This window comes from Actinomycetota bacterium (assembly GCA_035540895.1).
Classification (GTDB): domain Bacteria; phylum Actinomycetota; class JAICYB01; order JAICYB01; family JAICYB01; genus DATLFR01.
On sequence record DATLFR010000132.1, the window covers coordinates 1 to 14,011 of the forward strand.

The window sequence follows — 14,011 nt, forward strand, 5'->3', positions numbered from 1 at the left end:
CCACCGCGCCGGCTGCGCCGCCCGCCCAGGAACCCGAGGTCGCGCCCGAACCGGAGCCGGAGCCGCTCGACCTCCCTCCGCCTCCCTCTCCCGACGCGTACGGCGCCTGGGACCTGCCACCGGACGATCCGGGCAGGTAGCCCCACCTGCGCAGGAGCCCGGGAGCCGGGCGCCGCGTTTGCGGCCGGGGGCTGACTCCGACAACATAGGGCGGTCCCCGACATCACCTGTCATCGACATCCGACAAGGAGGCAGCGTTGCTGGCACGCGTAACCTACGGGTTGGTCGTAGCCGCCCTCATCGCGCTCGTCCTCGGGATCTTCGTCCTCGACGACAACAACACGATGCTGTACGTCTCGATCGCCCTGTCGATCCTGTGCATCGCGCTCGTCGTCTTCGGCGCGGCCCGACGGGCGAAGTACGTGTCCCCCGAAGGGGAGGCCGCACCTGAGCCCGACGTGATCGAAGCCACCGACGACGCCTCGACCGAAGTGGTCGCGTCCGACGAGGTCCTCACCGCGTTCGACGAGGACGCGACCTGGGACGACGAAGAGGAAGAGGACGAGGAAGAGGACGAGGACGACGAGGAGGAGGAGGTATCTCCCGCTCCTCGACGCTCCGCCTCGAAGGCGAAGGCCGCGCCGAAGAAAGCCGCGAGCCGAGGCGGCGCCAAGAAGACCGCTGCCGCGGCGACGAAGACGCGCGCGAAGGCGGGCAGCTCTTCGAAGAAGGTCGTCGTGGTCCCCGGCCGGGATCGGTACCACACCGCCGGGTGCCGCTTCGTGAAGGGCAAGGACGACACGGAGGAGATCGCCGCCGCGACGGCCAAGCGCCGCGGCTACGAGCCCTGCAGCGTCTGCAGCCCCGACTAGCTCAGACGCGCCGCCGGAACACGTCCGTGTCGAGGTTCGCGACGCGGTCGAGGAACAGGACGCCGTCGAGGTGGTCCATCTCGTGCAGGAGCGCCCTGGCCTCGAACGCGTCCGCGCGGACCACGGTGGGATCCCCGCTGCGGTCGGTGCCGCGGACCGTGATGCGTTCAGGCCGGCGCACGTTGGCGGTGAGGTCGGGCAGGGACAGGCAGCCCTCCCGCGCCACCTCGGCCCCTTCCGACCAGACCAGCTCTGGGTCGAACATGACGATGAGCCCGTGGCAGGACCTCGCCCGCCGGTGGCCGGTGACGTCCACGACGACGCAGCGACGCAGGACCCCCACCTGGTTCGCGGCGAGCCCGACGCAGCGCTCGTGTGACCTCATCGTGTCGACCAGGTCCTGCGCGAGCCGCAGGGCGTCGCGGTCGGGGGCTCCCACGGGTACGGCCGTCTGCTTCAGGACGGGGTCCGGGTAGGTCCGGACCGGGAGGACCGCCACGCCTACAGGATGTCCTCGTCCAGCGGACGCAGGGAGACGTCCACCCCGATCTCCGCGGCCAGACCCGTCAGGGTCCGCTCCAGCTCCTCGGCCCCCGGGTCCGGCGGGACGCTCAGCTCGAGCATCACCGCGTAGACGGGGTCGGCCCCCCCAACGAGCCGGGAGTTCAGGTCCGTGATGTTCACTCCGCGCGTCGCGAGGGCCTCGCTCACCCTGAAGATGATCCCCGGACGGTCCGCACCGTAGACGGTGAGGATGTGCGACGCGGCCGCGTCCGAAGGCGTGTCGTCGACCGGCAGGACGGACAGGGTCAGTCCCGTCCCCCGGCAGGCTTCCTGCAGCGCGTCCTCGAGCGCCTCGGCCGACGCTCCCTCGGCGGCACTGAGGATGAGCATGATCGAGAAGTTCCCGCGCAGCAGGGTCATGGACGCGTCCTCGACGTTGCACCCGTGCTCGTACAGCACCCGGGCGACCGCCGCGACGATGCCGGGGCGGTCCCGTCCGATCGCGGCCAGGGCGAACGAGGGCATCAGCGCAGCTCTACGCGGACCTCGTGCCCCTCGACGGCGATGGTGTCCGCGCCGTCGGCGAGCGACGCATCCAGGGTGAGCTCGGTAGCCAGGACCTCCTCGGCCACGTAGGCCTCGTGCGCGCGTACGGCGCGCATCACCTCGTCCGGCCCGGCCAGCGCGAGGGAGACGCGGTCCGTGACCTCCCGGCCCTGGGCCTTGCGGAGGTTCTGGAGCTGATGGACCAGCTCCCGGGCGATCCCCTCTGCCCTCAGCTCGTCGTCCAGCTCCAGGTTGAGGGAGACCCCGTAGGGCGCCTGGTAGGCGAAGGCCGTCCCTTCGGCCGGTTCGCGCCGGATGTCCACGTGGTCGATCGTCACGCGTACGACCGTCCCGTCGTCGAGGTCGATATCGACCGCCTGGCCGGCCTCCAGCGTGTCAGCCACCTCGGCCGCCACGTTGTGGACCTGCGGGTCGACCAGCGCCTTGGCGAGCATCCCCACCCGCGGCCCCAGCTCCGGTCCGGCCACCCGATAGTTGGGGCGGAGGGAGACGTGGACGAGGGTCCCTACGTCCTCGGCGAAGGAGATCCGGCGGACGTTGAGCTCCTCGGCGATCAGGTCCGCCGCCCGCTCGGCGTCGGCGCGGTACTCGGCCGGCACGAGCAGGACCGCTTCCGAAAGCGGCTGGCGCACCTTCACCTGTGCGTCGCTGCGCGCGGAGTGCCCGAGGGAGACGAGGGTCCGGGCCACGGCCATCGTCTCCGCGAGCGCGGGGTCGATCAGCCTGCTCTCGGCCCGCGGGAAGTCGGTCAGGTGGACCGAATCGGGAGCCTGCGGGTTCACGCCCACGACGAGGTTGCGGTACATCGCCTCGGCGATGAACGGGGCGAACGGCGCCAGGACCCGGGCGAGCTCGCTGAGGCAGGTCCACAGGGTCCAGTACGCGGCGTTCTTGTCCGCTCCCTCGGCATCGGTCCGCGCCTCCCGCCAGAACCTGCGTCGCGAGCGCCGGACGTACCAGTTGGACAGGTCGTCCACGAACTCCACGATCCGGCGTCCGGCGCGCAGCGCGTCGAAGGACTCCAGCCCCTCGCTCACCTCCTCGATCGTCTGGTGGAGCTCGGAGAGGATCCACCGGTCGAGGTCGGGACGCAGCTGGGGCTCGACGAGCGGCCACTCCTTCGGGTCGAAGCCGTCGATGTTCGCGTACGTCACGAACAGCCGGTACACGTTCCAGAGCGTGAGGAAGGGACGACGGGCGACCTGGTCGAGCATCTCGTGGGAGATGCGGCGGCTCTCGCCGGGGGGTCCGGCCGTCATGAAGTAGAAGCGGCAGACGTCCGATCCGTACCGTTCGAGGAGCTCCCAGGGGTCGATCACGTTGCCCAGCGACTTGGACATCTTCCGGCCCTCGCCGTCGACGAGGTGACCGTGGCACACGACGTTGCGGAACGCCGTGTCGTCGAAGAGCAGGACTCCCTCCGCCATCAGCGTGTAGAACCACCCGCGCGTCTGGTCGACGGCCTCGGCGATGAAGTCGGCCGGGAACCGCCTCCGGAACGTCTCCAGGTCGTGGTGGGGGTAGCCGTGCTGGGCGTACGGCATGGCTCCGGAGTCGTACCAGACGTCGATCACGTCGGGGATGCGCCGAGCCTGCTCCCCGCAGTCCGGACAGTCGAAGACGACCTCGTCCACGAACGGGCGGTGCAGATCGAGCCCGGACAGGTCCTGTCCGGAGCGGCGGCCCAGGTCGGCGGCCGATTCCACGGGGGTGGCGTGTCCCTGGGGGCACCGCCAGATCGGGAGCGGCGTACCCCAGAACCGGTACCGGCTGAGCGACCAGTCCACGTTGTTCTCGAGCCAGCGTCCGTACCGTCCATCGCGGATGTGCTCCGGCACCCAGTTCACCTTCGAGTTCACCTCGAGCAGGCGCTCGCGCATCTGCGTCGTCCGCACGTACCACGACGTCAGCGCGTAGTAGAGGAGCGGCGAGTCGCACCGCCAGCAGTGGGGGTAGGGGTGGACGTGGTCGCCCGCCCGCAGCAGGCGTCCGCGCTCGCGCAGGTCGGAGATGATGTCGGGGTCGGCCTCCTTGACGAACCGGCCCGCGTAGGGCGGGATCAGTCCGGTGAAACGGCCCGAGCGGTCCACGGGGTTGAAGGTCGGGATCCCCGCCCGGCGGCACGTCTCGAGGTCCTCTGCGCCGAAGGCGGCGGTCATGTGGACGAGACCGGTCCCCTCGTCGGTCGTGACGAACGCGCTGCCGTCCAGCACCCGCCACGCGGTATCGGCGAGCTCGGGCATCGCCTCCCCCGCGAACGGGAACGGTGGCTCGTACCGGGTGCCGAGCAGCGTGGAGCCGGGGAAGGTGTCCAGCACGGTCGCTCCCTCGCCCAACGCCTCTCCGACCAGGTCGGCCGCCACGACGAGCCGGCGCCCGTCGTGCTCCACCAGCGCGTAGGCGATCTCCGGATGGACCGCGACCGCCAGGTGCGACAACAGGGTCCAGGGAGTGGTCGTCCAGATGGCCAGCTCGGCTCCCGCGAGGGGTCCGTCGCCGGTGACCGCGAAGGCCGCGTACAGCGACGGGTCCGAGACGTGCCGGTAGACGTCCGGCTGTCCGAGCTCGTGGTCCGAGAGCGGCGTCTCGCACCGGGGGCAGTAGGGGACGACCTTGTCGTCCTCGTAGAGCAGGCCCCGCTTGTGGAGCTGGGTGAGCGACCACCAGACCGACTCGATGTAGTGGTTGTCCATCGTCCGGTAGGCGTTCTCGTAGTCGAGCCAGAACCCGAGCCGCTGGCTGAACCGCTCCCATTCGGCCACGTACTCCTGCACCGACTCCCGGCACAGCTGGTTGAAACGCTCGATCCCGTGGTCGATCACCTGCTGCTTGCGGGTGAAGCCGAGCTTGCGCTCGACCTGGATCTCGACCGGGAGCCCGTGGCAGTCCCAGCCCGCCTTCCGCGGCACGTACAGTCCGCGCATCGTCGCGAACCTGGTGTAGATGTCCTTGAAGAAGCGGGCCATCATGTGGTGCGTGCCCGGAGGCGCGTTGGCGGTGGGGGGGCCCTCGTAGAAGACGAACTCGTTCGCCCCCTCCCGGTGGCGCAGGGTCCGGCCCGGGACGTCCTCGGCCCGCCAGAAGGCCAGGACCTCCTCCTCCACGGACGGGAAGCTCACGTCCTTCGGGACCGGCCTGTGCATGGAACCCTCCTGAGCAGCGGTGATGGTCGTCTAGTGTACGCAGCGGACGTCGATCGTTCGGAGCAACCGCCGCGGCGGCCGGGGGGCGCGTCCGGGGCGGCGTCCGAGATTGTTTGACGGGGTTTCTGGGGGCCTGCTAGGGTCCGGGCGTCCCGGGGCCCCTTCCAGCTGGAGGCGCGTTTGGCGAAGCCGAAACCTAAGTCGGCGAAGGACCTCGCAGCCGTCCGGGCGAAGCTGGAGAAGAAGCGCGACGAGCTCGTCACGCAGATGGCCGACCTGGCGCGGGCGCAGGAGGCCCAGGCCGAGATGGGGGAGACGGCCGACGAGTTCGGCGACTCCGGCCAGGCCACCCTGGAGCGGGAGCAGGACCTGTCCGTCGTCGAGAACCTCCGCGACCTGTTGGACAAGGTCGAGCGCGCCCTCGACAAGGTGGCGGACAAGACGTACGGCACCTGCGAGACGTGCGGAAACGCGGTCGAGGCGGCCCGGATCAAGGCCCTGCCGTACGCCACGCAGTGCATCGAGTGCGCGCGCCGTACGGCGCGCTTCGGCTGACCTCGGGCCGGGATGCGGCTCGCATACGCGGCGGTGGCCGCGGCCGTCGTCGCCGCCGACCAGCTGACGAAGCTCGCCATCGTGCGGACCCTCCCCGAGGGCGCCTCCGTGCCGCTGGTGGAGGGGCTCGTCGACATCGTCCACGTCCGCAACCCCGGCGCGGCCTTCGGACTGTTCCGTGGAGCCACCGCCTTCCTCGTGCTGGCCGCAGCGGTGGGGGTCGGCGTGTTCACGCTGATCCTCCTGCGCCGGCCTCCCGTCGTGACGGGGATCGCGGCGGGGCTGGTCGCGGGGGGCGCCCTCGGCAACCTGCTCGACCGTGTGTTCCGTCCCTGGCCGTTCCGCGGCACCGTCGTCGACTTCATAGACATCGGGTGGTGGCCCGCCTTCAACGTCGCCGATATCGCGGTCACGGTGGGGGCCGGGCTCCTGATACTCACCGGGATGCGTGAGGGACGGGAAGATACTGGGGGCGATGAGACGGCTGAGGATCGAGGTCCCGGAGAGTGAGGACGGCGAGCGCCTGGACGCCGTCCTGGCGCGCGTGGGAGGCCTCTCGAGGACGCTGGCCGGACGGCTGGTCGCCGAAGGGTCCGTGACCGTGGACGGACAGCCGGCTCCCAAGGCGTACCGGCTCTCGTCCGGACAGGTGGTCGAGGCGGAGGTCGTCCCCGACCAGGTCCCGTCTCCCGACGAGCAGCCGGAGGTCGAGGTGGTCTGGGAGGACGACCACCTCCTGGTGGTGGAGAAGCCGTCCGGTCTCGTGGTCCACGGGGCCCCCGGCCTGCGCGAACCCACCCTCGTCACCGCACTCGCCGCGACCGGACGCCCGCTGGCGCCGCGCGCGGGGGAGGAGCGCCCGGGGGTGGTCCACCGGCTGGACCGCGAGGTCTCCGGGTTGCTCGTGGTGGCCAAGTCCGACCGGGCGCACGAGGCGCTGGTCGATGCGATGTCCGGACGGCGGGTGCGCCGCCACTACGTCGCCCTCGTGGCCGGGAGCCCGGCCACCGACCGGGGCACGATAGACGCGCCGATCGGACGTCACTCGCGGCACCGGACGCGCATGGCGACCGTCGCGTCGGGGAAGCCGGCGGTCACCCATTTCCGGGTGCGCGAGCGCTTCCGGGAGGCGTCGCTGCTCGACGTCCAGCTCGAGACGGGCCGGACCCACCAGATCCGCGTGCACCTCGAGGCCGTCGGGCACCCGATCGTGGGGGACCCCCACTACGCCAACGACCCGACCCTGGCCAGACGTCTGGGGCTGGCCCGTCCCTTCCTGCACGCGGCGCACCTGGAGCTCGACCATCCCGTGGGCGGACGGCCCCTGGCCTTCGACAGCCCGCTCCCGCCCGAGCTCGCCGCGGCGCTCGAAGAGGTGGCGCGGTGAACCTGTCGCGGTCACAGCAGTACACGGTCCTCGCGGTGCTCGGGGTCGCGCTCGTGGTTGGGACGATGGCGAACGAGCTGATGAGGGCCAGGACGGGACCGGGGGGAGGGGGTCCGGTCGCGACCCCGGCCGGGGAGCTGGGGCCGACGCCCGGTCCGGACGCGGAGGGGTACATCTCGCAGAAGCGCGCCCACCTGAACCTGGTCGCGTCCTCGGAGCCGGGACGTCCGGCGGCGGCGCTCGTCTCCTTCTCGCGGATGCTGACGGCGTCCGAGGCGGCCGCTCTCCTCGGCGGGATGCGTCACGACGCGGTCTTCCTCCGCTACCCGGGGTCGGACGCCGAGGCGGCCACGGTCTCGGGCGGGCTGGAGGAGGCCGTCTCCGCACGCGCCGAGGTGCTCATCTCCGCGCGCACCGAGGAGCTGGCCGACCTCGAGGCCCGGGTTCCCGGTGCGCCCCCGGAGGAGCGCACCGAGCTCGAGCGCCAGATCTCAGAGCGGCGGACGTGGGTGGAGCAGATGGGAGCGGGGTGCGCCTGCGTCTACGCGGTGGCGGTCCGGGGATCGACCCTGGGCAGCCTGCGGGAGCTCGGCTCCCGCGGAGAGGTCCGCCTGGTCGACGTCCCGGACCCGCCCGTCGCCGACCTGCGCGGATGGGAGCTGCGCCCCATCCTCCCCGCGTCCTAGCGCCCGAACGTGAGGTACAGGGCGGAGGTCCGGAAGCCCATCCGCTCGTAGACCGGGCGGCCCATCACCGACGCCTGCAGGACGGCCGCCCTCGCTCCCCTGCGCAAGCCCTCCTCGATCGCGGCCCAGGTCATCGCCTCGCCGTAGCCGCGCCGGCGGTGCGAGGGCAGCGTCGAGATCGAGTACACCCCGGCCACGTCGCCGGTCATGATCAGGACCCCGGTGGCCACGGGCTCGCCTCCCTCCGACCCGAGGAAGGTCGCCGTCCCCTCGGCCTCGGCCAGCGTCGCCGGGAACATCGAGCTCATGAGGTCGGGAGGCGCGCCGAAACCGAGAGCCGAGGTGTGCACGAACCCGGCGTAGTCGTCCGTCCCGACCCGGCGGATCCGCAGACCCGACGGAGCCGGGGGCCTATCGTCCGGGAGCGGGTAGAGCGACATCCCCGGGAGGGGGTCCTGCTCGACCAGGCCGGCCTCGGACGCTGCCCGGCCGATGGCGGGCTCGGCTCCCTCTCTCGCCCGGACGACGAACGGGAGCCCCTTCGCGTCTAAGTGGGAGACGGCGGCCGCCAGCTCGGAGACGGGGTCGTCGAGGGGTCCGATCACGAAGACCACGTTGAAGTAGGGGACGGGTGCCCCCGACTCGGCGATCAGGAGGGAGCCCCGGTCGATGAACCGGCCCTGGGGCAGGTGCTCGGCGATCAGCCTCATGGAGTGGACGTAGGACTCGTCCCCCGCCTCGACGAGCGCCCGGTCGTCCATGCGGGCGAGTGTAACGGGTCTGACCTGCGCGTTAGGGGCTGTCCCAGCGGGCCGATACGATGCCCCCGATGCCGCGTCCGACACGTGCCACCGCGCGCCCGCGAGCCACCGACGGGGGAGGAGCTTGAGCCGCGACTCGATGGTCCACCTGCACGTCCACACCGAGTACTCGATGCTGGACGGCGCGGCGAGGGTCCGGGAGCTCGTGGCGGAGGCCGTCCGGCTGGGGATGCCGGCCCTCGCCGTCACCGACCACGGGGTGACGTACGGGCTGGTCGACTTCTACGAGGCGTGCAACGACGCCGGGATCAAGCCGATCCTCGGGTGCGAGCTCTACCTGGCCAGGGAGTCCCGGTTCTCGAAGCTGCCCGGCGAGGACAACCCGAAGACGATCCAGCACATGACGGTGCTCGCACGCGACGCGGCGGGTTACCGGAACCTCCTCAAGCTCGCGACCGACGCCTCCCTGGAGGGGTACTACTACCGGCCGCGGGTGGACAAGGACCTGATCGCCTCCCACTCCGACGGGCTGATCGGGACGACGGGGTGCCTCAACGGCCACGTACCGCGCCTGCTCCTCGAGGGACGCACGGAGGACGCCCTGAAGGCCGCCTCCGAATGGAAGGACATCTTCGGCCCGGAGAACTTCTACATCGAGCTCCAGGACCATGGGATCGCCGACCAGGCGGCCGTGAACCCGGGCCTGCTGGAGATCGCCGACCGCCTGTCGATCCCCACGATCGCCACGAACGACCTCCACTACGTCTCCCGGTCCGACGCCGAGGCGCACGACGTCCTGCTCTGCATCCAGACGGGGGCCACGCAGGACGACCCGCACCGGTTCCGGTTCGACGGCGACCAGTTCTTCCTCAAGTCGCGTGAGGAGATGGAGCTCGCGCTCCCGCACCACGTCGACGCTATCGACCGCACCCTCGACGTGGCGGAGATGTGCGACGTCAAGATCCAGTTCGGAGAGCTGCAGCTCCCCGACTTCAAGCCGCCGGACGGAACCTCTCTCGACGAGTACCTAGTGCGGGTCACGTACGAGGGGGCCCGGCAGCGTTACGGCGACCCTCTGCCGGCCGAGGTGCGGGACCGACTTGAATACGAGCTCGGCGTGATCCGCGACATGGGGTTCCCCGGCTACTTCCTGATCGTCGCCGACCTGGTCAACTGGGCGCGCTCGCAGGGGATCCGGGTGGGGCCGGGACGCGGTTCGGCCGCCGGGTCGTGCGTCTCGTACTGCCTGGGGATCGTGGGCCTGGACCCGATCGCCTACAACCTGGTCTTCGAGCGCTTCCTCAACCCCGAGCGCCGCTCCATGCCCGATATCGACATCGACTTCGACGAGCGCCGCCGCGGCGAGGTGATCAAGTACCTGCGAGCGAAGTACGGCGAGGACCGGGTCGCCCAGATCATCACCTTCTCCACGATCAAGGGGAAGATGGCGATCCGGGACTCGGCGCGGGTCCTGGGCCTCCCTTACGTCGTGGGGGACAAGCTCGCCAAGATGTTCCCCCGTCCGCTCCTCGGCAAGGACCCGCCGCTGCGCGCGTGCTTCGACCGCGACCCCAAGTGGAGCCACGCGTTCACGGAGGGCGTCGAGCTGCGCAAGGCCTACGCGGAGGACCCGGAGGCCAAGAGGGTCCTCGACGCCGCCCTGAAGCTCGAGGGCCTGAGACGCCAGACCTCGGTGCACGCCGCGGCGGTGGTCATCGGACGGGAGCCGCTGCTCGAGCACACCGCACTCCAGCGCACCGACAACGGGGACATCGTCACCCAGTTCGAGATGGGGGCGGTCGAGCGTCTCGGGCTGCTCAAGATGGACATCCTCGGTCTCTCGAACCTGACGGTGATCGACCTCACCCTCGACCTGCTCCGCAAGAGGGGCGTCGAGGTGGATATCGACGAGATCGAGCAGGACGACCCGCGCGTCTTCGAGATGCTGCAACGCGGCGAGTCCGACGGGATGTTCCAGATGGAATCGGAGGGGATGCGCAAGCTCCTCAAGGCACTGCGCCCCGACCGCTTCGAGGACATCGTCGCCCTGATCGCGCTCTACCGCCCGGGGCCGATGAACGAGATCCCCCACTACATCGAGGGGAAGCACCACCCAGAGAAGATCTCCTACCTCCATCCCCTGATGAAGGAGCTGACGGAGGACACCTATGGGGTGATCGTGTACCAGGAGCAGATCCTCCAGCTCCTGCAGCGGGTCGCCGGGTACACGGCCGGACAGGCCGACGAGGTCCGCCGCGCCATCGGGAAGAAGAAGGAGGACCTGATGGCCAAGGAGGAGCCTCGGTTCCTCCAAGGCGCTATGGACCACGGCCTCACCCACGAGCAGGCGAAGCACCTCTGGGACCTCATCAAGCCCTTCGCCGGGTACTCGTTCAACCGCGCCCACGCCGCCTGTTACGGCGTCGTCGCGTACCAGACGGCTTGGCTGAAGGCGCACTACCCGGTCGAGTACCTGTCCGCCCTGCTCACCTCCTGCCAGGACTCGAAGGACGACAAGACCAAGTACCTCGGGGTCGCCCGCAAGATGGGGGTGAAGGTCCTGCCCCCGGACGTGAACCGGTCCCAGTCGGCCTTCGCGCCCGACCCCGACGAGCCGGACGCGGTCCGGTTCGGGCTGGCGGGGATCCGCAACGTGGGTGAGGGGGTCGTCGAGCACATCCTCACCGCGCGTCGGGAGGGAGGACCGTTCAGGGATTTCTTCGATTTCTGCTGGCGGGTCGACGTGTCCGTGCTGAACAAGAGGGTGGTCGAGTCGCTGATCAAGGCGGGCGCTTTCGACATGGGCGACCCTCCGGTCCACGAGCGGGGGGGCCTGCTCGAGGTGTTCGAGTCGACCGTCGAGCAGATCCTGTCCGTCCGCCGCAAGGAGCAGGACGGGTACGTCTCGCTGTTCGACGACCCGTCCGGGGGCGGGGACGGGGCCCGGACGCTCGTCGGGTCCGACATGACGGTGCCTCGCACCGAGCTCTCGAAGTCCGTCCGGCTCGCCTACGAGAAGGAGATGCTGGGGCAGTACGTGACGGACCACCCTCTGCTCGGGATCGAGAACATCCTGGCCTGCCAGACGGACACCTCGATCGCCACGGTCACCGAGGGGGGCGACGGACAGGTCGTCACCGTGGCCGGGATCGTCACGAAGGTCGGCAAGAAGTTCACGCGCAAGGGCGACCTGATGTACCTGATCGACCTGGAGGACCTCGAGGCGAGCGCGGAGGTCATCGTCTTCCCCGCCGTCGCCGAGAGATCGAACGGTCTGGTGGAGGTGGACAGGGTTCTGGTCGTGAAGGCCAAGATCGACCGCAAGGAGGACATCCCGAAGCTCGTCGCGCTCGAGCTGTCCGAGCCGGACATGGAGGTGCTCGACAAGCCCGTCCGGGTGGTCGTCGACGCGGATCGTTGCACACCGGCACTCGTCTCCGACCTCAAGCGCGTCCTGTCCGATCACCCCGGCAAGACGCCCGTCCTCCTGCACCTGAGGTCGAAGGGGAAGACGAAGGTGTTCCGGCTGGGAGCCGAGTTCCGGGTGGACGCCGACTCGGGCTGCGTCGACCGGCTACGGCTGATGCTGGGCCACGACGGCGTGCTGCTCTAGATATCCAGCGCCGCCAGGGCCGACTCGACCCCGCGGTGGAAGGTCGGGAACGCGTAGATCGTGTGCCTCAGCCGGGAGACCGGCACCTTCTCGCCGATGGCCAGGGTGAGCATGCCGACGACCTCGCCCCCACGGGGGCCGACGCAGATCGCGTTCACGAGCGTCCCCGTCCGACGGTCGGCGCCGAGCTTGATGACGTCGGTCTCGCCGTCGCCGTTTATCCACCCGCGGCTGGACGAGGGAGCGGCCGAGACGGCCGTCACGAGGTCGACCCCCTGCTCGCGCGCCGCGTCGTCGGTCGGACCGGCCACCCCGATCTCGGGGTCGGTGAAGATGACTCGAGGGAGAGCGGTGTAGTCGGCCTCCTCGGTCGGCTCCCCGAGGATGTCGGCGGCGGCGATCCGGGCCTGGTAGACGGCCACGTGGGTGAACGGCCCCTTCCCGGTCACGTCGCCGATGGCCCACACTCCCTCGACGGGCGTGCGCAGACGTCCGTCCACGGGTACGAACCTGTCCGCTTCGATGCCGGCCGCGTCCAGCCCGAGCTGGTCGGCGTCGGTGCGCCGTCCGGTCGCCACGAGTAGGCGCTCCCCGCGGAGGGTGCTGCCGTCCTGGAAGGTGACGGTGAAGGTCTCCCCGTCGTAGGCGACCGAGGTGGAGCGCACCTCGTAGCGGACGTCGATCCCCTCCCGCTCGAAGGCCCGGCCGAGCACCTCCCCGGCGGTCGGATCCTCGATGGCGAGGAGCCGGTCGTGGACCTCGGCCAGGTGGACCTCGCTCCCGAACCGGTGGAAGACCTGGGCCATCTCGACCCCGACGGCGCCGCCGCCCAGGATCACGATCGACCGGGGGAGGGTGTCGGTCTCCAGCGCGTCGCGGTTCGTCCAGTAGGGGGTGCCGGCGAGCCCCTCGACGGGGGGGATCGCGGGCTTCGTCCCCGTGGCGACCACGATCGCCCGTTCGGCCTCGAAGTCGCGGTCGCCGGTGGTGACGGTCCGCGGCCCGGTCAGGCGGGCCGTTCCGCGGACGAACGTGCCGCCCTTGCCCTCGAAACGCTCCACGGCCACGCGGTCGTCCCATCCGTCGGTGGCCTCGGCCCTGACGCGGGCGGCCACGGGAGCCCAGTCCGGGGAGACGGAGGCCTCGCCGGCCATCCCGGGGATGCGGCGAGCCTCGGCCAGCAGCATCCCCGCCCGAAGCATCATCTTCGAGGGGATGCACCCCCAGTAGGGGCACTCGCCTCCCACCAGGCGGTTCTCGATCCCCACGACCCGCAGGCCGGCCTCGGCGAGCCTGCCCGCGACCTCCTCGCCGCCCGGCCCCATGCCGATGACGACCACGTCTGCCTTCTCGGTCACCCGCCCTCCCTCCATCGGAGAGCGGCCACTCTCGCACGCTCCAGGGGCGAGCGCGAGCGAGAACGCCCCCGGCGAATGGGTGCTGGGGACGCGTGATAGCGTCCGGCGATGGGCGGCCCCGACCTCCACCCCGACCTCGAGCCGATCGCCTTCCTGTTGGGCACGTGGCTCGGGCACGGCTCCGGCGAGTACCCGACCATCAAGCCCTTCCGCTACCGCGAGCAGGTGCGGTTCACCCACAACGGGAAGCCGTTCCTGTCCTACACGCAGCGCACGTGGTCGTTCGACGACGGGCGCCCGCTGCACTCCGAGAGCGGGTACTGGCGCCCGCGTCCGGAGGGGGGCCTGGAGGTCGTCCTGTCCCACCCGACGGGTGTGGTCGAGGTGTACACGGGCACCGTCCGGGGTGCCGCGCTCGACATCGAGACGGCCCGCATCGCGACGACGCCCTCGGCGAAGCCGGTGGAGAAGCTGAAGCGGACCTTCCTCATCACGGGGGACATGCTCACGTACGACGTCCGCATGGCCGCGGTGGGGGAGCCGCTGCAGCACCACCTGGCGGCCG

The 14,011-nt window shown here is 70.6% G+C and carries 12 protein-coding genes; 7 read left to right on the forward strand and 5 right to left on the reverse strand.

All coding sequences use genetic code 11. The features are described 5' to 3' along the window. The first annotated feature begins 257 nt into the window (after positions 1 to 257). A complete protein-coding gene (locus VM840_07345) occupies positions 258 to 872 on the forward strand; it encodes a hypothetical protein (protein HVL81387.1) in 615 nt (204 codons plus the stop codon). A 1-nt stretch (position 873) separates the two neighbouring features. Here VM840_07345 and def read toward each other — a convergent pair whose 3' ends face one another. Genes def through ileS form a run of 3 tightly spaced genes read right to left on the reverse strand, consistent with a single transcriptional unit; the run spans position 874 to position 5,086 of the window. After that, entirely contained in the window at positions 874 to 1,371 is a 498-nt protein-coding gene (def, locus tag VM840_07350) for a peptide deformylase (GenBank protein HVL81388.1), read from the reverse strand. Between the two features lie 2 nt (positions 1,372 to 1,373). Further along, a complete protein-coding gene (locus VM840_07355; protein ID HVL81389.1) occupies positions 1,374 to 1,901 on the reverse strand; it encodes an ACT domain-containing protein in 528 nt (175 codons plus the stop codon). Next, positions 1,901 to 5,086 (reverse strand): isoleucine--tRNA ligase, encoded by a 3,186-nt coding sequence (gene ileS, locus VM840_07360; GenBank protein ID HVL81390.1) that lies wholly within the window; start codon positions 5,084 to 5,086, stop codon positions 1,901 to 1,903. Before ileS ends, VM840_07355 begins: the two co-directional genes overlap by 1 nt. Positions 5,087 to 5,266: 180 nt before the next feature. On the opposite strand from ileS, the gene VM840_07365 reads away from it, so the two are divergent. Genes VM840_07365 through VM840_07380 form a run of 4 tightly spaced genes read left to right on the forward strand, consistent with a single transcriptional unit; the run spans position 5,267 to position 7,714 of the window. Further along, positions 5,267 to 5,641, forward strand: coding sequence for a TraR/DksA C4-type zinc finger protein (locus VM840_07365; protein ID HVL81391.1), 375 nt, complete (start codon positions 5,267 to 5,269; stop codon positions 5,639 to 5,641). A 12-nt stretch (positions 5,642 to 5,653) separates the two neighbouring features. Further along, positions 5,654 to 6,151: a signal peptidase II gene (gene lspA, locus VM840_07370; protein HVL81392.1), complete on the forward strand. Its 498-nt coding sequence runs from the start codon at positions 5,654 to 5,656 to the stop codon at positions 6,149 to 6,151. Further along, positions 6,117 to 7,028: an RluA family pseudouridine synthase gene (locus tag VM840_07375; protein ID HVL81393.1), complete on the forward strand. Its 912-nt coding sequence runs from the start codon at positions 6,117 to 6,119 to the stop codon at positions 7,026 to 7,028. Before lspA ends, VM840_07375 begins: the two co-directional genes overlap by 35 nt. Next, positions 7,025 to 7,714, forward strand: a complete 690-nt coding sequence (locus tag VM840_07380) for a hypothetical protein (protein ID HVL81394.1) — start codon at positions 7,025 to 7,027, stop codon at positions 7,712 to 7,714. Before VM840_07375 ends, VM840_07380 begins: the two co-directional genes overlap by 4 nt. On the opposite strand, the gene VM840_07385 is transcribed toward VM840_07380, so the two are convergent. Beyond that, positions 7,711 to 8,475 (reverse strand): GNAT family N-acetyltransferase, encoded by a 765-nt coding sequence (locus VM840_07385; GenBank protein HVL81395.1) that lies wholly within the window; start codon positions 8,473 to 8,475, stop codon positions 7,711 to 7,713. The two genes, VM840_07380 and VM840_07385, sit on opposite strands and share 4 nt — an antisense overlap. A 124-nt stretch (positions 8,476 to 8,599) precedes the next feature. Here VM840_07385 and dnaE point away from each other — a divergent pair, with 124 nt between their 5' ends. Beyond that, positions 8,600 to 12,088: a DNA polymerase III subunit alpha gene (gene dnaE / locus VM840_07390; GenBank protein ID HVL81396.1), complete on the forward strand. Its 3,489-nt coding sequence runs from the start codon at positions 8,600 to 8,602 to the stop codon at positions 12,086 to 12,088. Here dnaE and VM840_07395 read toward each other — a convergent pair. Beyond that, on the reverse strand, positions 12,085 to 13,446 hold the full coding sequence (locus VM840_07395; protein HVL81397.1) for an NAD(P)/FAD-dependent oxidoreductase: 1,362 nt from the start codon (positions 13,444 to 13,446) through the stop codon (positions 12,085 to 12,087). The genes dnaE and VM840_07395 overlap by 4 nt on opposite strands. 108 nt (positions 13,447 to 13,554) lie before the next feature. Here VM840_07395 and VM840_07400 point away from each other — a divergent pair. Continuing rightward, positions 13,555 to 14,011, forward strand: a 457-nt coding sequence (locus VM840_07400) for an FABP family protein (GenBank protein ID HVL81398.1), incomplete at its 3' end; no start/stop codon positions are given.